Source organism: Streptomyces chengmaiensis (assembly GCF_029846775.1).
In the GTDB taxonomy this organism is placed as follows: Bacteria; Actinomycetota; Actinomycetes; order Streptomycetales; family Streptomycetaceae; genus Streptomyces; species Streptomyces chengmaiensis.
In genome coordinates, this window is record NZ_JARWBG010000035.1 from 50083 (window position 1) to 71104 (window position 21022).

Here is a 21022-nt window from a genome sequence, read left to right on the forward strand (position 1 = left end):
CGCTCCGAAGTCCCCCGGGACACACCGTGTCGGCGTCGTGCCCTGAGGGCGAACACCCGCCGCGCCTGTGACTCGGCTCGTCCCTAAGCGACCGTGAGCACGATCTTGCCCTGGATGTGTCCTCGGGCGGCTCGTTCGTGCGCCGCTCGGGCATCCGCGAGCGGAAACGTGCTGTCTATCGCCACCCGGACCGCGCCCGAGTCGAGCAGGCGTCCCAGTTCAGCGAGCTGAGCGCCGTTCGAGCGGACCTGGGTGCCCGAGACCGTGACGCCCAGCTTCGCGGTCTCTGTGTCGTCGTATTCGGCGAAGAACACGGGGAACAGGGCGCCGCCGCGCTTGAGCGTGCGCAGGAAGCGACTGCTGTCGCGGCCGCCGACGGTGTCGAGGACGAGGTCGACGCCGGGGACGAGTTCCTCGGGACGACTCCTGGTGTAGTCGATGAACCGGTCGACGCCGAGCTCGCGCAGGAACGAATCATGAGCGCCCGATGCCACCGCGATGACGTGTGCGCCCTTCCACTTCGCCAGCTGCAGCGCGAAGTGCCCCACGCCGCCCGCAGCGCCGTTGACGAGCACCGTCGTGTCGGGGCCGAGGGCCACCGGACAGTGCCGCGCCGCCTGGAAGGGCGACGGGTGATCGTGTCCGAGCTCGATCAGGAACTGCCACGCCGTCAGCCCGGCCATGGGAGCCCCGGCGGCGTGCACATGGTCGATGCCGGCCGGCTTGCGTGCGAGGTCCGAGGCGGGCGCGGCCACGTACTCGGCATACGCCCTGCCGTCGAAGCTGGGAAACCGAAGGAGACCGAAGACTTCGTCGCCTATGGACAGACCGTCCACGTCCGCGGCTACGGCCTCGACGACGCCCGACACGTCCGTCCCCGGAATCACGGGCAGGTCGAACTTCGGCCTCGTCTCCGGAGGCAGGTTGGTCAGCCCGTCGCGCAGGTACCAGTCGGGAGGGTTGACGCCGACCGCGTGTACGCGAACGAGCACCTCCCCCGGCCTCGGCTCGGGAATCGGCACCTCGTCGTAGCGCAGAACCTCAGGGCCGCCGTGCTTATGCAGCCGGATCGCTCTCATCGTGTGTGTCGGCATCGTTTTCTCCCGCCCTCGCCAGGGGATACGCTTATCCGGATCAGCGATCCACATTATCCGGATCACTGATCCGAATATATGGATCAGTGATCCGGATAGTCAAGAGGGACAGATGCGGGCCGACGCCAGGAAGAATCGTGACCACCTGCTCGCCATTGCGGGCGCCGTCATCACCGAGCAGGGCGTCGACGCATCACTGCGCGACATCGCGCGCAGGGCCGGCGTCGGGCTCGCCACGCTGCTCCGTCACTTCCCGACACGCGAGGCGCTGCTCGATGCCCTGCTCCGCACGAGCTTCGACGAGCTGACGGCAAGGGCGGGCGAACTTGAAACCTCGAGCTCCCCCGAGGATGCCCTCGTTTCGTGGCTGCGCGACTGCGTCGCCTGCGCGCATGAGTATCGGGGCGTTGTGGCGCTGATGACGGCCGCCATCGAGGACACCGAGTCCGCACTCCATGCCTCGTGCGTCACCATGCGCGCGGCCGGCACGCGTCTCCTCGCCCGCGCTCAGGCCGCGGGCACCGCGCGGACCGACATCGACGGCGCCGATCTGTTTGCGCTGGTAGCGGCGCTCGCGTGGCTCGGCGATCAGCCCTCGCTCACGCCACGCGCCGATCACCTCTTCGATGTCGTCGCGGGCGCGATCCTGGCAAGCGCAGAGAACGGCGGTGCCGGGGAGAAGCGCCGTCCTCACACCCGTGGCTGAAACCGCCGCGGGCCCGGCGAACCCGGCCGCGCGCTCGGCAAGGGGCGGTTCGACGTCAGGTCGGAACGCCCCGGGCTCAGCCGGACGTGCCGCTCTCGAACGCCAGCAGACGCTGCTTGCGATCCAGACCGCCGCCATAGCCGACCAGGCCGCCCGAAGCGCCGACGACCCGATGGCACGGGACGATGATCCCGACCGGGTTCCTGCCGTTGGCGAGGCCGACGGCGCGGGCGGCGCCCGGTCTGCCCAGGGCCTGGGCCAGGTTGCCGTATGAGCGGGTCTCGCCGTAGGGGATCTTCCGGAGCTGCTCCCAGACGCTGCGCTGGAACGGCGTGCCCTCCAGGTGCAGAGGGAGGTCGAACTCCGTGAGTTCGCGGGCGAAGTAGGCGTTCAGCTGCCGGATCGTCTCGTCGAAGGGGCGCGGGTCCGGTTCGCCGAAGGTCTGCTCGGGTGGACGGTGGCGCTGGTTCTCCATATGGAGGCGGGCGAGGACTCCGTCGACGGCGACGAGGACCAAGGGGCCGTAGGGGCTGTCGATGACGGTGTGCTGACGGGAGCTCATGAGAAGGGTCCTTACACCGGAAGGAAGTTGATGGGGTGGCTGTCGGCCGCCCACAGGTACTGGACTGCGTAAGCACGCCAGGGCCGCCAGGCCGCCGCGCGTGCGGTGAGCGCGGCGGGGGTGGACGGCAGGCCGAGCTCCGCGGCCGCGCGGCGAATGCCGAGGTCGGTGGGGAGGAAGGCGTCGGGGTCGCCCAGAGCCCGCATCGCGATCACGTCGACGGTCCACGGGCCGAAGCCGGGGAGCGCGGCGAGCTGGTGGCGGGCGTGGCCCCAGTCGCTGCCGGGGTCGAGGGACAGTGTGCCGTCTGCCAGTGCCGCGACCAGCGTGGTGAGGGTGGTGCGGCGGCTGCGCGGCAGGGCGAGGCTCTCCGGGTCGAGCGCGGCGAGCCGGCGCGGGGGCGGGAAGAGGTGGGTGAGTCCGCCTTCGGGGTCGTCGACGGGCTGCCCGTGGGCGGCGACGAGTCGGCCGGCGTGGGTGCGGGCCGCGGCCGTGGACACCTGCTGGCCGAGGACGGCGCGGACGGCGAACTCCGCGGCGTCGACGGTGCGCGGCACCCGCCGTCCCGGTTCCTTGTCGACGAGCGGGGCGAGCGCCGGATCGGCGCGCAGCCGGTCGTCGACGGCGGCCGGGTCGGCGTCCAGATCGAGCATCCAGCGGCAGCGGCTGATGGCGATGGTGAGGTCGCGGTGGTCGGTGAGGGAGAGCCGGCAGGCGATATGGCCGGGCTGCGGGGCGAGCGCCACGATGCCGTGCCCATACGGGAGGGTGAGTGTGCGCCGGTATGCGCCGTCGCGCCACTCCTCGACTCCGGGGACGGCGGTGGCGGCGAGATGCCCGAAGAGGTTTCCGGGGGTGAGCGGGGTGCGGTACGGCAGCCGCAGGGTGATCACTCCGGGCGTCTGGCCGGGCGCGGCGCCCGGGGAGCGGCGGGCGGCGCGGGTGCGCAGCTCACCGGGGGTGAGGGCGAAGACCTCGCGGACGGTGTCGTTGAAGGTGCGGATGGAGGAGAAGCCCGAGGCGAAGGCGATGTCGGCCATCGGCAGCGGCGTCGTCTCGATGAGCAACCGCGCGGTCTGGGCGCGCTGGGCGCGGGCGAGCGCCAGCGGCCCGGCGCCGAGCTCGGCACGGAGCTGCCGTTCGATCTGGCGGGTCGAGTAGCCGAGGCGGGCGGCGAGGCCCGGGACGCCCTCGCGGTCGACGACCCCGTCCCGGATCAGCCGCATGGCGCGGGCGACGGCGTCGGCGCGGGCGTTCCATTCGGGGGAGCCGGGGCTGGTGTCCGGGCGGCAGCGCTTGCAGGCCCGGTAGCCGGCCTGCTGGCAGGCGGCGGCGCTCGGGTAGAAGGTCATGTTCTCCGGCTTGGGCGGAACCGCGGGGCAGCTGGGGCGGCAGTAGATCCCCGTGGTGCGCACGGCCGTGAAGAACCAGCCGTCGAAGCGGGCGTCCTTCGACTGGACGGCGCGTACACAGCGTTCCGTGTCGGTGTGCATGGCTCAAGCATGGTCCACGGCGCTGAGCCCCGGCTGGCGGAAAAACGACATCACCCTTTGTCTGCCTGTGCCGGCGCGATCCGCGGTGTCGGTGCTCCTTCCGTCAAGGCTGTGCCCGGCGCGCGCGAGTGCGGCCGATCGGGCAAGCCCGGCCGGCCGCGGCGCTTCCGGCGAAGCGCTCAGCCCATCTCGTCCATCGGCGCGGAGGGCTCAAGGCCGGGCAGGAGCCAGCTCTGGAACGGGGCGAGCACGGCGAGGACCAGGAACACCACACCGACGGCGACGCTGAACAGCGGGCCGAGCCGCCACAGCTTCTCCACCAGGATGACGACCGAGATCGCGGCCATGGCCGCGATGTTCATCGTGCCCAGCGGAATGAGGACGATCATCAGGCCCCAGCAGCAGCCGACGCAGTAGAGCCCGTGGTGCAGGCCGACGCGCAGATCCCGGGCCCAGGGCCGGAAGCCCGCGTAGCGCACCAACTGTCCCATGGGGCTGCGGCAGTGGGTGAGGCACATGTCCTTCAGCGGGCCGACCTGCTGGAGTCCGGCGAGCAGGAAGGCCCCGGCGCCGATCCACCGTCCGGCCTGGGGGTGGTCGGCCACGAGGCTGCCGGTGCCGACGAGGATCCCGTAGGTGAGGAGTCCGTAGGCCGTCCAGGCGATCAGATAGCCGCTGGTGAACTGGGCGATCCGTGCCGCGCGGGCGGCTCCGGACGACTGGCGGCCGATGCCCCGGACCCAGGTGACGGCGACCGGGGCCATGGAGGGGAACATCATGGCGATCATCATGACCACCCAGAGCAGCAGAAACAGCGGCAGGCTCATGCCCATCGTCCCCGCGCCGACGCCCATGCCGCCGGCCTGCTCGGCCACCAGAAGCCATGCGAGCAGCGCGATCAGGACCATCAGGGTCCAGGCGGCGGTCATCTGGCGGGCGGTGAGCAGATTTCCCGGACGCATGGGTGCGGACAAGGAGGCGCGCTTGAGGAACAGCACGCTTCCAGGTCAGCACAGAATGCTACGGGTCGCGCGGCGCCGGGCGGTCCTCGTCCGCTTGGCTCGGCAGAGCGGCGGGAGGACACTGGAGACGAGGGCCCGCGTTGCCGGGCGTCTGTTCCCCGCGACCGGTGCAGGGCCGTGAGGAGGCAGTGAGATGCCGGAAGCGACGACGATTCCCAAGTGGCACGTGTCCGGGGACTGGTTCGACACCTGTAAATGCGATGTGCCGTGCCCCTGTTCGTTCGCGCAGCCTCCGACCTACGGGCAGTGCGACGGCGTCCTGGTCTGGCATGTCCGTGAAGGGCACTACGGCGATGTGAAGCTGGACGGCCTCAATGTGCTGATGCTCGGCTCGTTCGTCGGCAATGTGTGGGCGGAGCACAGCGACGCCTATGCGGCTGTCTTCCTGGACGAGAGGGCCGACCAGGCACAGCGGGAGGCTCTGCAAATGATCTTCGGGGGTGAGGCGGGCAGCTGGCCTGCCGAGATGATCAGCATGTTCGGCGCGGAGATGCGCGGCATGGACTTCGCCCCCATCGAGTTCTCGGTCGACGACGACCTGGGCAGCTGGCGGGCAGCCATCCCGGGCCGGGTGGAAGCGAGCGCGATGGCGCTGACCGGGCCCACCACTCCGGAGGGCGCACGCGTCCAGACATACAATCTGCCGGGCTCCGAGACCGGACCCGGCCAGGTGGCGACATGGGGCCGGTCGACGGCCGACCGCGCGGACGCCTTCGGCTTTGAGTGGAGCCGGGAGGGCCAGTCCAGCAAGCACATCACCTTCGACTGGTCCGGCCCTGAGTAGACCCCTCCCGGACAGCTCCGCCCTGGCACGTCACCGGGCAGCCCCGCCCTGCGCGGCGCTGCTCAGCGGGACAGCCGGTCAGCGGGGCAGCGGGGCAGCCGGTCAGCCGATGTACGCGGCGAACGCCCTGTACGCCCCTTCGTCGAAGGCGACGAACCGCACCTCCTGCACCGCCGTTCGCGTCTGTCGCACGGTCTCGACCGCGATGCGGGCCGCGTCCTCCATGGGCCATCGGTAGACACCGGTCGAAATGGCCGGAACGGCGACGGTCCGCGCGCCCAACTCGTCGGCCACCCGCAGCGCTTCGCGGTAGCAGGAGGCCAGCACCTCGGAGCGGTCCTCGGAGGCGGACCACACCGGGCCGACGGTGTGGATCACATGGTCGGCGTCGAGGTTGCCGGCGGCAGTGGCGACGGCCCGGCCTGCGGGCAGCCCCTTGCCGTAGTGGGAGGCGCGCAGGGCGCGGCACTCGGCGAGGATCTCGGGGCCTCCTCGGCGGTGGATGGCCCCGTCCACTCCGCCTCCGCCGAGGAGGGAGGAGTTGGCGGCGTTGACGATGGCGTCGGCGCGCTGGCGGGTGATGTCGCCCTGGACGAGCGTGATGGTGACCATGGCTCCATGGTCCCTCTGCCGTTCTCAGTGCGTGGTGCGAAGCCTCCTCCAGACCGCCTTCGCAGCGTGGTGGCCGGACATTCCGTGCACGCCCGGGCCGGGCGGGGTGGCGGAGGAGCAGATGAAGACGGCGGGATGCCGGGTGGCGTACGGCACGCGGGCGAGCCGCGGCCGGATGACCGTCTGGAGCCCGGCGAACGCGCCGCAGGCGATGTCCCCGCCGACGTAGTTGGCGTTGCGCCGGGACAGTTGCGGCGGACCGGAGACGGCGCGGGCCAGGACGAGGTCGCGGAAGCCGGGGGCGAAGCGCTCCAGCTGCCGTTCGATCGCCTCGGTCGCGTCGCCGTCCCAGCCGGCCGGGACATGCCCGTACGCCCAGAGGATGTGCTTGCCCTCCGGGGCCCTGGACGGGTCGACGACGGTGGGCTGCGAGGTGATCAGGAACGGGGCCTGCGGCGCGCGGCCGGTGACGGCGGCGGTGAGGGCCGCCTCGATCTCCTCGGCCGTGGGGCCGATGTGGACGGTCCCGGCGGTGCGCGCCTCCCGGGCGGTCCACGGCACCGGCCCGGAGAGCGCGTAGTCGATCTTGAAGGCGGCCGCTCCGTAGCGGTAGTGGCGGTAGGCGTCGCCCAGTCCCGCGATGCGGGCGAGTGCGGTCGGGGAGGTGTCGAAGACATACGCCCGTGCCGGGGGCAGTTCGTCGAGCCGCTTCACCTCGACGCCGGTGTGGATCCGGCCGCCGTGGTCGCGCAGACAGGCGGCGAGGGCGTCGGCGATGGCCTGGGAGCCGCCGCGGGGCAGCGGCCAGCCCTTGGCATGGGCGGCGAGCGCGAACATCAGGGCGATGCCGCCGGTGGCGGGCCCGCTGGTGGGGGCGATGGCGTGGGCGGCGAGCCCGGCCAGCAGGCCCCGTGCCCGCGGGCCGCGGAACCGGCGGGCGAGCCAGCTCGCGGGCTGGATCGCGGCGAGGCCGAAGCGTGCGAAGCGGTAAGGGTCGCGGGGCGGTCCGTCCCAGGGCGTGCGCAGGAAGTCCCGCGCCAGGGAGTCCCAGTGCCCCAGGTAGGGCTGGACGAGCCGGCGGTACGCCCCTGCGTCCTCGGCCCCCAGCGACATGGCGCTCTCCCCCAGCGAGCGGTTGAGCACGGCCGCCGTGCCGTCCGGGAAGGGGTGGGCGAGCGCCCGCTCGGCGTGCAGCCAGTCGAGGCCGTACCGCTCCAGGGACAGCTCCGCGAAGACGGGCGAGCCGATGCCCAGGGGATGCACGGCGGAGCACGGGTCGTGGCGGAAGCCGGGCAGGGTCAGCTCCTCGGTCCTGGCGCCTCCGCCGACCGTGTCCAGAGCCTCGAACACCTCCGTCCGCAGGCCGCGGCGGGCCAGTTCGACGGCTGCGGTCAGCCCATTGGGTCCCGCCCCCACCACGACGGCGTCGAGCATCGACGGCACCTTGGGACTCCTTCGTCTGCCGATGGCCAAGAGGTTCCCAGGATAGGCCGCCGTCGAGGAGGGCGGGACAGCGCATCTGTCAGGGCGTCAGCCCTCGGCGTCCGCGGTCCCCATCGGCCTCCGCCCCGAGCCGTGGGGTCTCAGCCCGCCAGCAGCTCGCGCACCCGCCGGGCCGTGGCCGCGTCACGCGCCGCCGTGAACGGCAGGGCGTTGCCCCCGGAGAGGCGGAACGGCTCGCCCGCGAGCGTCAGATTCGCCCCGCCCGCCTCGGCGACCAGCAGCAGGCCCGCCGCATGGTCCCAGGCAAGCTCCCAGGAGAAGGCGACTGCGTCCAACGTGCCCCTTGCGACGTTCAGATACTCCAGCCCGGCCGAGCCGCACACCCTGCTGTGCACACCCGGGGCCCGCAGCCCCAGCAGGGCGCGCTTCTCCTCGTCCGTCGTGAAGTCCGGGTGCGACATGGCGACCTCGAGCACCGCGCCGAGCTCCGGAGAACCGGCCTGCAGCGCCGTGCCGTTCAGCTGCGCGCCGCCGCCGCGGACCGCGACGGCCATCTCGTCAAGCACCGGGGCGTATGTCCAGGAGGCCAGCGTCTCGCCGCCCTGCGCGAGGGCGACGAGCGTGCAGAACTCCGGCTCGCCGTGCACGAACTGACGGGTGCCGTCGACCGGGTCGACGATCCACGCCGGGGCGTCTTCGTGCAGCGCCTCGTACACCGAAGGGTCCGCGTGCACCGCCTCCTCGCCGACCACGACCGAGCCGGGGAGCAGCTTGGTGAGCGAGGTGGTCAGGTGCTCCTCCGCACTGCGGTCGGCGATGGTCACCAGATCGTGCGGCCCGCTCTTCTCGACGATCTCGTGCTCGGCGAGCTGCCGGAAGCGGGGGGTGATCTCGGCGGCGGCCGCCTTGCGGAGCGCCTCCTCGACGTCGGTCAGATGGGCGCTTACGAAGTCATCGATCATACGTCCAGCTAAGCACGGTCCTCTGACAACCGTCGGTGCGGTCAGCGTCCCACCGCGTAACCCTGCATTCCCCTGGGGTTCGCCGCGGCGGACAGGACGCCGGTACGCGGGTCGCGGGCGACCGCGCAGAGCCGTCCCTCCGACCAGGGGTCGCCGATGGTGACGTCATGACCACGCTGCCGCAGGTCGGCCACCGTCCCGGGGTCCATGCGCGACTCGACGGTGACACTGCCGGGGCGCATTCCGCGCGGGTGGAAGGAACCGGGGAAGGCCTCGTTGTGCCAGTTCGGGGCGTCGATCGCCCCCTGGAGGCTCAGACCGCCGTGGGCGAGCGCAAGGAAGAAGTGCAGCTGCCACTGGTCCTGCTGATCGCCGCCGGGCGTGCCGAAGGCCATGACCGGCTCGCCGTCGCGCAGCGCCAGGGACGGCGTGAGCGTGGTGCGGGGGCGGCGGCCGGGGGTGAGGGTGCCCGGCAGCCCGGGGTCCAGCCAGGTCATCTGGAGCCGGGTGCCGAGGGGGAAGCCCAGCTCGGGGACGACGGGGTTGGACTGGAGCCAGCCGCCGCTGGGGGTGGCGGCGACCATGTTGCCCCAGCGGTCGACGACGTCGACATGGCAGGTGTCGCCGCGGGTCGCGCCGGTGGCGGATACGGTCGGCTCGCCCGCGCCCGGGCCGCCTGCCGGACCGGGGAGCGCGGTCGCGTGGGGGCTGAGGCGGGGGGTCCGGCCCCCGGGATGCCCGGGCCGGAGTTCGTACGAGGCCTTCTCGCCGATCAGCGCACGGCGGGCGGCGTTGTACGACGGCGAGAGCAGATCGTCGAGCGGGACGTCGGCGGCGTCGCCGTACCAGGCCTCGCGGTCGGCCATGGCTAGCTTGCAGCCCTCGACCAGGAGGTGGACGTACTCCCCCGAGGCGTACGGGGGCAGTTCGTCCGGGAGCAGGGCGAGTTGCTGGAGGAGCACCGGGCCCTGGCTCCAGCCGCCGGCCTTGCACAGGGTCCAGCCCCGCCAGTCGTAGCCGACCGGGGGCTCGTACGCCGCCGACCAGCCGGCCAGGTCGTCGGCCGTCAGCACACCGGTGTGGCGTGCGCCGCTGGTGTCCTGGGTGGGCCGCGCCGCCTGCCGTATCAGCGCCTCTGCGATGAAGCCCTCGCGCCAGGCGGTGCGCGCCGCCTCGATCTGCGCCTCGCGGCCGGGACCGGCCGACTCGGCTTCGGCGGTCAGCCGCCGCCAGGTGGCGGCGAGCGCGGGGTTGCGCAGCAGCCGCTCGGGGGAAGGGGCGCGCCCGCCGGGCAGATAGATCTCGGCGGACGAGGTCCACTCGGTCTCGAACAGCTCGCGGACGGTCTCGACGGTCTCCCCGATGCGGGGGACCGGGGGATGCCCGTGGTCGGCGTACTCGATCGCGTATCGCAGCACCTCGGCCACGGACTTGGTGCCGTGGTCGCGCAGGAGCAGCATCCAGGCGTCGAACGCGCCCGGCACGGCGGCGGCGAGCGGCCCGGTCCCGGGCACCAGGTCGAGGCCGAGCGCCCGGTACGCCTCGGCGCTCGCCCCGGCGGGTGCGGGCCCCTGCCCGCACAGCACCCGCACCTCGCCGCCCGCCGGTGCGACGATGACCGGCACCTCCCCGGCGGGCCCGCACAGATGCGGCTCCACGACGTGCAGCACGAATCCCGCCGCGACGGCGGCGTCATAGGCGTTGCCGCCGTCTTCGAGCACGGCCATGGCCGACTGGGAGGCGAGCCAGTGCGTCGACGACACCATGCCGAAGACACCGGTGAGGGTGGGGCGGGTGGTGAACACGGGGGCGGGGCTCCTGTGGGTGCGGGCGGCTTGGGGGTTTCTCCCCTGCCCCGCCCCTCCCCGAAACCGGGGCTCCGCCCCCGGACCCCGCTCCTCAAACGCCGGAGGAGCTCAGATGAGCCCGTCTGGGGGGCAGCTCTGTCGGGGTACCCGTGGGGGCGCCTCCGGTACCCGTGGGGGCGCCTCCGTGGGGGTGCCCCCGGACGGAGCCTGGGGGAGGTACCCGGGTGAGGAGTCTGGGGGAGGTAGCCGGGGCAAGACCGGGCGGAAGTCCGGGGGAGCTTGGGGACACCGCCGAAGGCCGTACAGAGGCGGGGCGGGGAAAGGCCCGCCGCAGGCGGTCAGGTCGTCGGGAGCGCGCCCCGCGCCAGGAGCAGCAGTGCGTCGACCAGGTCCTCCGCCGGGGAGCCCGTGGCCAGGCGGCGGAGTTGGAGGCCCATCACCAGGGCGACCGTCGTCGCCGCGAGGCGCTCCGCGTCGGGGACCCCGAGGCCGCCGAGGATCTGGGCGGCCAGGCGGTCGTACGCGGCGAAAGCCTCCGCCGCCGCCTCGCGCAGCCGCGCGTCCCGCCCCGCCTCCACATAGAGCTCGAACGGCGCGATGTGCTCGCTGTCGAAGGCCGTGCCGCCCGCCACCTGCCCCGCCAGCTCCGCCGCGCCTTCGATGTCGATGCCCTCCTGCTGGCAGGCGTCGGCGAGTTCGGTGAAGCGGCGGGTCTCCTCGCGGACGAAGTGCAGCAGGCTCTGCCTGAGCAGTTCGTGCTGGCTGGAGAAGTGGTACGTGACGGAGCCGAGGGAGACCCCGGCCTCCTTGGCGATGCGTCGGTTGGTGACCGCCGCGACGCCGCCCTGCCCGATGATGTGCAGGACGGCGGCGATGATGCGCTGCCGGGTGACAGGGGCGGAGCGAACGGCGTGGGACATGCGGGTCATTGTTCCACCGGTGCGCTCCCGGTGATCGCGGGGGCGGTCGGCCGCTTCTCGTGCCAGCGGAGTTCGGCCTCCAGCTGGGCCGCCAGCGAGATCAGACGTTCCTCGCCGCCCGCCGGTCCGAGCAGCTGTGCGCCGACGGGCAGGCCGTCGCGGGTGAGGCCGGCCGGCACGTTGACGCCCGGCCAGCCGAGGACGTTCCAGGGCCAGGCGTAGGGGCAGCAGGCTGCCATGGTGGAGTCGGTGCGCCACGCGCTGAGGCCGTCGAAGGTCCCGATGCGGGGCGGCGGCGCCGCTGTGGTGGGGGTGAGCACCACGTCGTACGCATCGAAGATCGCACCGATCCTGCGGTGCTGCCGGGCCTCGGCGGCGCGTGCCGCCCGCACCGCACGGCCGGAGAGACGGGGTCCGCCGAGCGCCCTGCCGTGGCGTGCCGCGGTGCGGGTGCGCGGGTCGAGGAGTGCGGGGTCGGGGTGGAGCGCGGCGACCTCCGCCACGCCCGCGGTGGCCCGGGGTACGAACGCCAGGCCGATCAGCCCGTACCGGGGCCGCGCCTCCTCCACATGGTGACCGAGGCGGGCGAGGGCCTCGGCCACCTCGCCGACGGCGCGGCGCACCTCGGGGTGCGGGCCCGTGCCGGTGAGGGTCAGCGGGGGCCGCCAGGCGAGCGCGATGCGCAACCGTCCGGGCTCGCGCCGTGCGGCCCCGGAGGCGTCGACGACGCCCGGCCGGTGCCGGTCCTCGGGCCGGGCGCCCTGGACGACGTCGAGGAGCAGCGCCGCGTCGGCGACCGTGCGGGCGAGCGGCCCGTTGACCGCGAGCCCTTGGAAGGCGTCGGCGTACGGATGCAGGGACACCCGGCCGCGCTGTGGCTTGATGCCGACGAGATGACACCAGGCGGACGGGATGCGGATGGAGCCCGCGCCGTCCGAGCCGAGCGCCGCGGGCACGAGTCCGGCGGCGACTGCCGCGGCGGAGCCGCCCGATGAGCCGCCGGGGGTGTGGGTGAGCGACCAGGGGTTGCGGGTCGCGCCAAAGGCGGGCCCCTCGGTGAAGGCCCACTGGCCCAGCTCACAGGAGTTGGTCTTGCCGACGATCACGGCCCCTGCCGCGCGCAGCCGCCGTACCGCCTCGCCGTCCGCGGCGCTCGGCGGGAGTTCGCCGCGGCAGCCGAAGAGGGTGGGCAGCCCGGCGACGTCGGTGTCGTCCTTGACGGCCACCGGCACTCCGAGGAGCGGCAGCCGCTCCCCCGCCGCGAGCCTGCGGTCCGCGTCCCGGGCCTCTTCGAGGGCTTCCTCCCCCCGTACCCAGCGGAAGGCGTTGACCGTGCTCTGGCTGGCCTCGATGCGCCGGATCGCACGCGCGGTCAGCTCTTCGGAGGTCGTGTGACCTTCCGCCAACTCCTCGGCGCTCTGCGCCAGTCCGGTGAATGCCTCGGTGGACACGACCGCCCCGCCTCCCTATTGTTCGTTCGAACGAACAGAACTGGAGGGTAACCAGATGCGCATCACCGGAGCAACCGTTCTGCTCACCGGGGTCACCGGCGGCATCGGCAGCGCACTCGCCGCCGAACTGCACGCCCGCGGAGCCGAGTTGATCCTCTCGGGCCGTCGCAAGGAGGCGCTGGAGCCGCTGGCCGCGGTCTACCGCGCGCGCACCGTCACGGCCGACCTGGCCGACCCCGACGATGTCGAGCGGCTCGCCACCGAGGCGTCCGGCGCCCAGATCCTGATCGCCAACGCCGCCCTTCCCTCCAGCGGCGATCTGCTCGACTTCACCCCGGACCAGATCGACCGCGCCCTCGCCGTCAACCTCAGGGCGCCCGCCATGCTGGCCCGGCTCCTGGCGCCCACCATGGCCAAAGCGGGCCGGGGCCATCTCGCCTTCGTCGGCTCCATGTCCGGCAAGACGGCCACCAAGTCGGCCGCGCTGTACGGCGCGTCCAAGTTCGGACTGCGCGGTTTCGCGCTTGCGCTGCGCCAGGATCTGCACCACACCGGAGTGGGCGTCTCCATCGTCCAGCCCGGTTTCGTGCGTGACGCGGGGATGTTCGCCGCGACCGGCGCCGCGACTCCGGGCGGGCTGCGCACGGTCTCGCCCCGCGCCGTCGTCGGCGGGGTGGTGCGCGCCATCGAGCAGAACCGGGCCGAGGTCAACGTCGCGCCTTTCGAGATGAGGCTGCTTACGGCGATAGGGGGCCAGTTCCCGTCCCTGTCGGAACGCGTCCAGCGGCGGATGGCGGGAGCGGACCGCACGATGCGTCAGATCGTGCAGGCCCAGCGGCACACCCGCTGACGGGGAGCCGCCGCCCGGAGCCTGCTCGCGGACGTCCGCTCGGCCCGGATGTGCGCGCCGCCGCCAGGGCTCGGGGTCACCAGAGCCAGCGGTGGTCCCGGACCCAGGGCAGACGTTCCCAGACATGCCCCAGACCCCATGTGCGGCCCGCGCCGAGTACGGCGAGCAGGATCAACAGGGCGGCGTACAGGACGTGGTAGTCCACCAGCGGGTTGGTGGACATGCTCGGGGCGCCGTCCGAGAGGTGCCGGGCGAGCGGCCATTCCGCGGCCCACATCAGCGCCATCATCGCCGTGCCCGCCACGGCGGCGATCCGGAGGGCGACACCGCTCGCCAGGGCGACGCCGATGCCCAGCAGGCCCAGCATGAAGGTCCAGTCGGCCCACGCGACGCCGGCCCAGGAGTGGAACATGCCCTCCATGGGACCGCTCGCCACATGGCTCAGGAAGCCCTCGGTCGGTGATCCCCCGTCGATCCACGCCTTGCCGGAGGGGGTGGCGTATCCCCAGCCGAAGGCCTTGTCCCCGAAGGCCCACAGGAAGGTGAAGGCGGTCAGCAGGCGGGCGGCGGCGGCCGTGCGGGGCGCGGCCGCGGCGCGGGCGAGGGTGTCGGCGGATGCGGCAGGCACGCTGCCGCCCTCCGGGGCGAAGTGGTCCTCCGGCTGCCGGAACCGGAGCCAGTGCTGGTGCAGAGCCATGGGTGCGTCCTCTCGTCATGAGCACGTCCGGTACGTGTCCATGGGCAATCTGCACCCGGCGGCCGTCTGTGCACCCGGGGCGAACGGGCCCGCGCACCGCCGCCAACGTCCCTGCGTTCCGGGACTGTTGGCCCATGGGCCGGTCGCCCGGTCACCGCATGCCCGATCACCGTCCGCCCGGTCACCGCATGCCCGATCACCGTCCGCCCGGTCGCCGTCCGTCCGGTCGCCGTCCGTCCGGCCGCCGCGCGCGGCCCGGGGCCATCAGCAGCAGATACAGCGCAAGCGAGGCGGCGAGCCCCACCGCCCAGCCGTAGTCGGCGAGCGGCTTGAGGAAGGGGATCAGCCCGTCCTCGGGGAACGGCCCCCTGCCCGGCGCGGAGTACGAGCCGCCCACCGCGAGCACCGCTCCCACGGCGAACGCGGTGACCGCCCTCGGGTTCCAGCCGGAGGAGTACCAGTAGACGCTCCCCTCCGTGTAGAGCCCGGCCAGTTCCAGACGGGTGCGGCGCAGCAGCCAGTAGTCGGCGATGAGGATGCCGGCGACCGTGCCGAGCAGTCCGCCGACGGTGCCGAGCCAGGTGAAGATGTAGACGTCCGGGTTCTCGATCAGCTTCCAGGGGAAGATGACGACTCCGACGACGCAGGCGATCAGCGCGCCCGTGCGGAAGGTGATGAGTCTTGGCGCGATATTGGACAGATCGTAGGCCGGACTGACGAGATTGGCGGCGATGTTGGTGGACAGTGTCGCCAGCAGGATGACGAGAAGCGCGAAGACGACGCCGGCCGTGCTGTCCATCCGTGCCGCCAGCTGGCTCGGGTCCCAGATCGGCTCCCCGTACACCGCCTGCGAACCGGAGGTGACCAGCACCGACAGCAGGGCGAAAGCGGCCATGGTGGTGGGCAGCCCGAGGCTCTGGCCCCACACCTGGGCGCGCTGCCCCACGCCGAAGCGGGTGAAGTCCGGGATGTTGAGGGAGAGCGTCGACCAGAAGCCGACCATGCCCATCAGCGCCGGGAAGAACACCTTCCAGAAGTCACCGCCCCAGCCGAGCTGCGAGGGCTGGTCGAGGAGCGGGCCAAAGCCGCCGGCCTTGGCGGCGATCCACCACAGCAGCGCCAGCGCGCCCGCCAGCATCAGCGGCGCGGCCCAGTTCTCCAGGCGGCGTACGGCTTCCATGCCGCGCAGGATGATGACGATCTCGATCGCGAAGAACAGCAGGAAGCACAGCCACTGGGTCCAGGGGTACCCGGCGACCGTGCCCGCCTCGGTCCACCAGCCGCCCGCGCCGAAGATCCTTCCGGCCAGGAAGTAGATGGACGCCCCGCCGATCCAGGTCTGGATGCCGAACCAGGCGCAGGCTGCCAGGCCGCGCAGCAGAGCGGGCAGATTGGCCCCGCGCAGCCCGAAGGAGGCGCGGGCCAGCACCGGGAAGGGGATGCCGTACTTGGGTCCGGCATGGCCGGTGAGCAGCATCGGCAGCAGCACGATCACATTGCCGAGCGCGATGGTGAGCACCGCCTGCTTCCAGTCCATGCCGAGGGCGACCAGACCGGAGGCGAGCGTCCAGGAGGGGATGTTGACTGCCATCCCGATCCACAGCGCGGCGAAGTTGTAGGTGGTCCAACGCCGTTCGGCCAGCGGCACGGGGTGCAGATCGGCGTTGGAGAAGGGGCTGTCGGCCGGGTACGCCCCGGGGGCGAGCTCGACCCGGCCGTCGGCGGCGGTCGTCTGGGGGGATATGGCGGTCATGGGCATGCCATTCGCTCGTACGTGGCGGGGACGGGGCCGACGGGGGCGCGGACTCAGCAGAACGCGGGGATGACCTGCTCCCCATACGCGTCGATCACGGCTTCGCGTGCGTCGTGCATGGCGTACAGCGCGAACTGGTCGACGCCCAGCTCCCGCAGCGTCTGAAGCTTCTCGATATGCGCCTCGGCAGGACCGAGCAGACAGAACCGGTCGACGATCTCGTCGGGGACGAAGTCCGTGGACGGGTTCCCGGCGCGGCCGTGGTGGCTGTAGTCGTAGCCGTGCCGCTCCTTGATGTACGCGGTGAGGGCCTCGGGCACCATGTCGGAGTGCTCGCCGTAGCGGGCGACGAGGTCCGCGACATGGTTGCCGACCATGCCGCCGAACCAGCGGCACTGCTCCCGGGCGTGCGCCGGGTCGTCCCCGACGTACGCGGGGGCGGCCACGCAGATCGTGACGTCGGACGGGTCGCGGCCCGCCTCGACGGCGGCGGCCCGCACCGCCTTGACCATCCATTCGGTGAGGAAGGGGTCGGCGAGCTGGAGGATGAAGCCGTCGGCCTTCCGTCCGGCCAGCGCAAGCGCCTTCGGCCCGTACGCCGCCATCCAGACGGGCAGTCTGCCCTCCCGTACCCAGGGGATGCGAAGCCGCTGCCCGTCGACCTGCGCGTCCCGGCCCTCCGCGAGGTCGCGGATGACGTCGATCGCCTCGCCGAGCCGGGCGAGAGTGTTGGGCTTGCGCCCGGCGACGCGCATCGCGGAGTCGCCGCGTCCGATGCCGCAGACGGTGCGGTTTCCGAACATGTCGTTGAGGGTGGCGAAGGTGGAGGCGGTGACCTCCCAGGTGCGGGTACCCGGGTTGGTCACCATCGGCCCGACGGTCATCCGCTGGGTGTGTTCGAGGATCTGGCTGTAGATGACGAAGGGCTCCTGCCACAGGACCGCCGAGTCGAAGGTCCAGCCGTAGCGGAAGCCGTTGCGCTCCGCGCGGCGCATCAGGGAGACGACCGACGAGGCGGGCGGGTCGGTCTGCAGGACGAGTCCGAAGTCCACCGGGACCTCCTGGTTCGAAGTTCTTTGATTCGAGGTTCTTTGATTCGCAGACAGCAGACAGCAGTCAGGGGTCAGGGGTCAGGGGTTCGAATGGGGCGCGGCGGTTCAGCTGAGGTACTGGCAGGTGGAGCGCGGCGTGTAGACGCCGTGTCCGGCGCGCCCGGTGAACTCCCTGCGGTCGATGACGACTTCGCCGCGGGAGAGCACGGTCTCCACCTGGCCGGTGACACGCTTGCCCTCGTAGGCGGAGTAGTCGACGTTCATATGGTGGGTGGCGGCCGAGAGGGTCTGCTCGGCGTGCGGGTCGTAGATCACGACGTCGGCGTCGGCGCCGGGAGCGATGGTGCCTTTCTTGGGGTAGAGCCCGAACATGCGCGCAGGGGTGGCGCAGGCGGTCTCGATCCAGCGGCGGCGGGTGAGATGGCCGTCGAGCACGGCCTGATGGAGCAGGTCCATCCGGTTCTCCACGCCGGGCAGCCCGTTGGGGATCTTGGAGAAGTCACCGCGGCCCAGCTCCTTCTGTCCGCTGAAGCAGAAGGGGCAGTGGTCTGTGGAGACGACCTGGAGGTCGTTGGTGCGCAGTCCGCGCCAGAGCGCCGCCTGGTGCTCGCGCGGACGCAGGGGCGTGGAGCAGACGTACTTCGCACCCTCGAAGTCCGGCTCCGCGAGATCGTCCGTGGACAGGAAGAGATACTGCGGGCAGGTCTCGCCGAAGACGTTGAGCCCCTTGTCGCGGGCGGCGGCGAGTTCGGCGACGGCCTCTTCGGCCGAGACGTGGACGACGTACAGCGGCGCGCCGGCGACCCGGGCGAGCTGGATGGCCCGGTGGGCAGCCTCCGCCTCCAGCAGGACCTTGCGCACCTCGCCGTGGTAGCGGGGGTCGGTCTCACCGCGTGCCAGGGCCTGTTCGACGAGGACGTCGATGGCGATGCCGTTCTCGGCGTGCATCATGATCAACCCGCCGTTGGCGGAGGAGCGCTGCATGGCCCGCAGGATCTGTCCGTCGTCGCTGTAGAAGACGCCGGGGTAGGCCATGAAGAGCTTGAAGGAGGTGATGCCCTCCTCCACCAGGAGATCCATCTCCTTGAGCGTCGACTCATTGACGTCGGAGAGGATCATATGGAAGGCGTAGTCGATGGCGCAGACGCCGTCCGCCTTGGCGTACCAGGCGTCCAGCCCTTCCCGCAGGGCCTTTCCGACGGTCTGGACGGCGAAGTCGACGATGGTGGTGGTGCCGCCCCAGGCTGCGGCCCGGGTGCCGGTCTCGAATGTGTCGGAGGCGAAGGTCCCGCCGAACGGCAGCTCCATGTGCGTATGGGCGTCGACGCCGCCCGGGATGACGTACTTGCCGGTCGCGTCGATGGTGCGGTCCGCGGTCCAGGCGTCCGCGGCCGCCGTGCCGTGTGCGGCGAGCGCCGCGATCCGGCCGTCCTCGATGAGCACGTCGGCGTGGGTCTCGTCGGCCGCGGTGATGACCAGGCCGCCGCGGATCAGGGTGCGGGTGCTGCTCATGCTGTGCGCTCCCTCTGGGTCGATCTAGGCTCGGTTCAGATCTCGTGGAGGGCCTGTTCGAGGATAGCCGCGCCCTCTTCCGCCTCGGCGACGGTGAGGGAGAGCGGCGGTGCGATCCGCAGGATGGTGGTGTTGTGGCCGCCGCCCTTGCCGATGAGCAGCCCGCCCTCGCGGGCGGCCTCGAGAACGGCCGCGGCCGCTTCGGGGTGCGGGGCGTCGGTCTCCGGCCTGGCCAGTTCGACGCCGATCATCAGCCCGCGGCCGCGGACCTCGCGTACGGCGGGGACGGTCGCGCCGATGGCGCGCAGCCGCTCGATCAGCAGTCCGCCGACGCGGCGGGCATTGCCCTGGAGGTCGTGTTCCAGCAGATAGGAGAGGTTGGCCAGGCCTGCCGCCATGGTGACCGGGGAGCCGCCGAAGGTGGAGATGGAGTTGGCGTCCAGACAGTTCATGATCTCGGCGCGGGCGACGACCCCGCCGACGGACATGCCGTTCCCGATGCCCTTGGCGAAGGTCAGCATGTCGGGCGGGCCGCTGTCGGCGTGCGCCTGCCAGCCCCAGAAGTGGTCGCCGGTGCGGCCCCATCCGGTCTGCACCTCGTCCGAGATCCACAGCACTCCGTGGCGCTTCAGGACCTCGCGGAAGGCCGCGTACAGCCCGTCCGGCGGGGAGGTGAAGCCGCCGACGCCCTGGATCGGTTCGGCGATCAGCGCGGCGGGGTCGCGGGTGTGGCCGAGGAGGTCTTCCAGATCGGCGACGCACGCCTCGATGAACCGGTCGTCGGTGAGCTGGGCGTACGGGCCCCGGGTGCGGACGCCCCCGTGCACGTACAGCGTCTGCAGCGGGGAGAGGCTGGTGGTGGACCAGGAGCGGTTTCCGGTGACGGAGACGGCGGAGAAGGAGCGGCCGTGGTAGCTGTTGCGCATCGCCAGGATCTGGTTGGAGCCGCGGTAGGCGGTGGCGAGCAGCAGGGCCGTGTCATTGGCCTCGGTGCCGGAGGTGGTGAAGAACACCCGGGCGTCGGGGATGCCGGAGAGGGCCGCGATGCGCTCCGCGAGCTCCACCATGGGGCGGTTGAGGTAGAGGGTGGAGGAGTGGATGAGTCGCCCGGCCTGTTCGCCGACCGCCTTGGTGACCTCGGGCAGGGCGTGGGCGGTCATGGTGGTGAGGATGCCGCCGAAGAAGTCGAGATAGCGGTTGCCCTCGGCGTCCCAGACATGGCGGCCCTCGCCGTGGGTGAGTTCGATGGGGTGCTCGTAGAAGAGGGCGATCCAGTCGGGGATGACGGCGCGGTGGCGCTGGTAGAGGTCGCTCACGGCTGCACCAGCCCCTCGTACGCGTCGGGCCTGCGGTCCCGGTAGAACGCCCACTGCTGCCGTACTTGGTCGATGAGGTCGAAGTCGAGGTCCCTGACGACCAGCTCCTCCTGCTTGTCGCTGGCGACCTCGCCGACGAACTGGCCGCGCGGGTCGACGAAGTAGCTGGTGCCGTAGAAGTCGTTGTCGCCGTACTCCTCCCGGCCGACGCGGTTGATGGCGGCGATGAAGTACTCGTTGGCGACGGCGGCCGCGGGCTGTTCGAGCTGCCACAGATAGGCGGACAGGCCGCGGGAGGTTGCCGAGGGGTTGTAGACCAGCTGCGCCCCGCCCAGGCCGAGCTGTCGCCAGCCCTCGGGGAAGTGGCGGTCGTAGCAGATGTAGACGCCGACCCTGCCGACGGCGGTGTTGAAGACGGGCCATCCGGCGTTGCCGGGCCGGAAGTAGAACTTCTCCCAGAAACCCTTCACCTGCGGGATGTGGTGCTTGCGGTACTTGCCGAGGTAGGAGCCGTCGGCGTCGACGACGGCCGCGGTGTTGTAGTAGAAGCCGGCGTCCTCGATCTCGAAGACCGGCACGACGATCACCATGCCGGTCTCGCGGGCGAGGTCCTGCATCCGGCGGACGGTGGGGCCGTCGGGGACGGGCTCGGCCCAGCGGTAGTGCTCCGAATCCTGGACCTGACAGAAGTACGGGGCGTTGAAGACCTCTTGGAAACCGATGACCTTGGCGCCCTGCCGGGCCGCCTCCCGGGCGTGTTCCTCATGCTTGGCAATCATGGATTCGGTGTCGCCGGTCCAGGTGGCCTGGACGAGCGCAGCGCGTACGACATGGGCCATGGGTCGCTCCTTCGACGGCGCGTCAGAGAGCCTCTACGCACGTAGACAGTGCGTAGGAGGAGAACGTAAGCCCCGTCACACAGCGGGGCAAGACCATCGTCGTTAACCCGCCGAGTCGATCATGTTTCGACACGGATAGGTCAGAG

General features: G+C 71.8%; 19 protein-coding genes. 3 read left to right on the top strand and 16 right to left on the bottom strand.

All coding sequences use genetic code 11. From position 1 onward, the window contains the following. Positions 1-83 precede the first annotated feature (83 nt). Positions 84-1094, bottom strand: coding sequence for an NADP-dependent oxidoreductase (locus tag QCN29_RS25250; protein ID WP_279931005.1), 1011 nt, complete (start codon positions 1092-1094; stop codon positions 84-86). Positions 1095-1206: 112 nt separating this feature from the next. Between QCN29_RS25250 and QCN29_RS25255 the strand changes: the two genes are divergently transcribed. Next, positions 1207-1800: a TetR/AcrR family transcriptional regulator gene (locus QCN29_RS25255; RefSeq protein ID WP_279931006.1), complete on the top strand. Its 594-nt coding sequence runs from the start codon at positions 1207-1209 to the stop codon at positions 1798-1800. A 76-nt stretch (positions 1801-1876) separates the two neighbouring features. On the opposite strand, the gene QCN29_RS25260 is transcribed toward QCN29_RS25255, so the two are convergent. From QCN29_RS25260 to QCN29_RS25270, 3 genes are all read right to left on the bottom strand, one after another. Beyond that, positions 1877-2362 (bottom strand): methylated-DNA--[protein]-cysteine S-methyltransferase, encoded by a 486-nt coding sequence (locus QCN29_RS25260; RefSeq protein ID WP_279931007.1) that lies wholly within the window; start codon positions 2360-2362, stop codon positions 1877-1879. An 11-nt stretch (positions 2363-2373) separates the two neighbouring features. After that, positions 2374-3855, bottom strand: coding sequence for a DNA-3-methyladenine glycosylase 2 family protein (locus QCN29_RS25265; RefSeq protein WP_279931008.1), 1482 nt, complete (start codon positions 3853-3855; stop codon positions 2374-2376). 179 nt (positions 3856-4034) lie between these two features. Then, positions 4035-4817: a DUF2182 domain-containing protein gene (locus QCN29_RS25270; protein WP_398859931.1), complete on the bottom strand. Its 783-nt coding sequence runs from the start codon at positions 4815-4817 to the stop codon at positions 4035-4037. A gap of 193 nt (positions 4818-5010) precedes the next feature. On the opposite strand from QCN29_RS25270, the gene QCN29_RS25275 reads away from it, so the two are divergent. Then, complete coding sequence (locus tag QCN29_RS25275) at positions 5011-5661, top strand: DUF1326 domain-containing protein (RefSeq protein WP_279931009.1); 651 nt, start codon at positions 5011-5013, stop codon at positions 5659-5661. A 102-nt stretch (positions 5662-5763) separates the two neighbouring features. Here the strand turns inward: QCN29_RS25275 and QCN29_RS25280 are convergent, their stop codons facing one another. The 6 genes from QCN29_RS25280 to QCN29_RS25305 form a co-directional block, all read right to left on the bottom strand. Further along, positions 5764-6273, bottom strand: a complete 510-nt coding sequence (locus QCN29_RS25280) for an O-acetyl-ADP-ribose deacetylase (RefSeq protein WP_279931010.1) — start codon at positions 6271-6273, stop codon at positions 5764-5766. Between the two features lie 24 nt (positions 6274-6297). Continuing rightward, positions 6298-7716, bottom strand: coding sequence for a phytoene desaturase family protein (locus tag QCN29_RS25285; RefSeq protein ID WP_279931011.1), 1419 nt, complete (start codon positions 7714-7716; stop codon positions 6298-6300). A gap of 140 nt (positions 7717-7856) precedes the next feature. Beyond that, positions 7857-8678: an inositol monophosphatase family protein gene (locus tag QCN29_RS25290; RefSeq protein ID WP_279931012.1), complete on the bottom strand. Its 822-nt coding sequence runs from the start codon at positions 8676-8678 to the stop codon at positions 7857-7859. 41 nt (positions 8679-8719) lie between these two features. Continuing rightward, the gene (locus tag QCN29_RS25295; protein WP_279931013.1) at positions 8720-10483 is read right to left on the bottom strand and encodes a gamma-glutamyltransferase family protein; all 1764 of its coding nucleotides are present in this window, start codon (positions 10481-10483) and stop codon (positions 8720-8722) included. 341 nt (positions 10484-10824) lie between these two features. Then, positions 10825-11406, bottom strand: coding sequence for a TetR/AcrR family transcriptional regulator (locus QCN29_RS25300; protein WP_240135127.1), 582 nt, complete (start codon positions 11404-11406; stop codon positions 10825-10827). A 5-nt stretch (positions 11407-11411) separates the two neighbouring features. After that, positions 11412-12857, bottom strand: coding sequence for an amidase (locus tag QCN29_RS25305; RefSeq protein ID WP_279931014.1), 1446 nt, complete (start codon positions 12855-12857; stop codon positions 11412-11414). 55 nt (positions 12858-12912) lie between these two features. Between QCN29_RS25305 and QCN29_RS25310 the strand changes: the two genes are divergently transcribed. Continuing rightward, a complete protein-coding gene (locus QCN29_RS25310; protein ID WP_279931015.1) occupies positions 12913-13707 on the top strand; it encodes an SDR family NAD(P)-dependent oxidoreductase in 795 nt (264 codons plus the stop codon). Positions 13708-13783: 76 nt separating this feature from the next. Here QCN29_RS25310 and QCN29_RS25315 read toward each other — a convergent pair whose 3' ends face one another. The 6 genes from QCN29_RS25315 to QCN29_RS25340 all read right to left on the bottom strand — a co-directional run bounded on the left by QCN29_RS25315 (position 13784) and on the right by QCN29_RS25340 (position 20876). After that, positions 13784-14404, bottom strand: a complete 621-nt coding sequence (locus QCN29_RS25315; protein WP_279931016.1) for a hypothetical protein — start codon at positions 14402-14404, stop codon at positions 13784-13786. Between the two features lie 196 nt (positions 14405-14600). Continuing rightward, positions 14601-16157 carry an NCS1 family nucleobase:cation symporter-1 gene (locus QCN29_RS25320; protein WP_398859922.1) on the bottom strand — a complete coding sequence of 519 codons (1557 nt, stop codon included), beginning with the start codon at positions 16155-16157 and terminating at the stop codon, positions 14601-14603. A gap of 53 nt (positions 16158-16210) precedes the next feature. Then, entirely contained in the window at positions 16211-17209 is a 999-nt protein-coding gene (locus QCN29_RS25325; RefSeq protein ID WP_240135122.1) for a TIGR03842 family LLM class F420-dependent oxidoreductase, read from the bottom strand. Between the two features lie 105 nt (positions 17210-17314). Continuing rightward, positions 17315-18721, bottom strand: a complete 1407-nt coding sequence (hydA, locus tag QCN29_RS25330) for a dihydropyrimidinase (protein WP_279931018.1) — start codon at positions 18719-18721, stop codon at positions 17315-17317. 35 nt (positions 18722-18756) lie between these two features. Continuing rightward, a complete protein-coding gene (locus tag QCN29_RS25335) occupies positions 18757-20037 on the bottom strand; it encodes an aspartate aminotransferase family protein (protein ID WP_279931019.1) in 1281 nt (426 codons plus the stop codon). Beyond that, entirely contained in the window at positions 20034-20876 is an 843-nt protein-coding gene (locus QCN29_RS25340) for a nitrilase-related carbon-nitrogen hydrolase (protein WP_279931020.1), read from the bottom strand. Before QCN29_RS25340 ends, QCN29_RS25335 begins: the two co-directional genes overlap by 4 nt. Between the last annotated feature and the right edge of the window lie 146 nt (positions 20877-21022).

Coding starts and splice junctions, on each gene's coding strand:
- QCN29_RS25250 (WP_279931005.1), bottom strand. CDS start 1,094: ATGCCGACACACACGATGAGAGCGATCCGGCTGCATAAGCACGGCGGC.
- QCN29_RS25255 (WP_279931006.1), top strand. CDS start 1,207: ATGCGGGCCGACGCCAGGAAGAATCGTGACCACCTGCTCGCCATTGCG.
- QCN29_RS25260 (WP_279931007.1), bottom strand. CDS start 2,362: ATGAGCTCCCGTCAGCACACCGTCATCGACAGCCCCTACGGCCCCTTG.
- QCN29_RS25265 (WP_279931008.1), bottom strand. CDS start 3,855: ATGCACACCGACACGGAACGCTGTGTACGCGCCGTCCAGTCGAAGGAC.
- QCN29_RS25270 (WP_398859931.1), bottom strand. CDS start 4,817: ATGCGTCCGGGAAATCTGCTCACCGCCCGCCAGATGACCGCCGCCTGG.
- QCN29_RS25275 (WP_279931009.1), top strand. CDS start 5,011: ATGCCGGAAGCGACGACGATTCCCAAGTGGCACGTGTCCGGGGACTGG.
- QCN29_RS25280 (WP_279931010.1), bottom strand. CDS start 6,273: ATGGTCACCATCACGCTCGTCCAGGGCGACATCACCCGCCAGCGCGCC.
- QCN29_RS25290 (WP_279931012.1), bottom strand. CDS start 8,678: ATGATCGATGACTTCGTAAGCGCCCATCTGACCGACGTCGAGGAGGCG.
- QCN29_RS25300 (WP_240135127.1), bottom strand. CDS start 11,406: ATGTCCCACGCCGTTCGCTCCGCCCCTGTCACCCGGCAGCGCATCATC.
- QCN29_RS25310 (WP_279931015.1), top strand. CDS start 12,913: ATGCGCATCACCGGAGCAACCGTTCTGCTCACCGGGGTCACCGGCGGC.
- QCN29_RS25315 (WP_279931016.1), bottom strand. CDS start 14,404: ATGGCTCTGCACCAGCACTGGCTCCGGTTCCGGCAGCCGGAGGACCAC.
- QCN29_RS25320 (WP_398859922.1), bottom strand. CDS start 16,157: ATGACCGCCATATCCCCCCAGACGACCGCCGCCGACGGCCGGGTCGAG.
- hydA (WP_279931018.1), bottom strand. CDS start 18,721: ATGAGCAGCACCCGCACCCTGATCCGCGGCGGCCTGGTCATCACCGCG.
- QCN29_RS25340 (WP_279931020.1), bottom strand. CDS start 20,876: ATGGCCCATGTCGTACGCGCTGCGCTCGTCCAGGCCACCTGGACCGGC.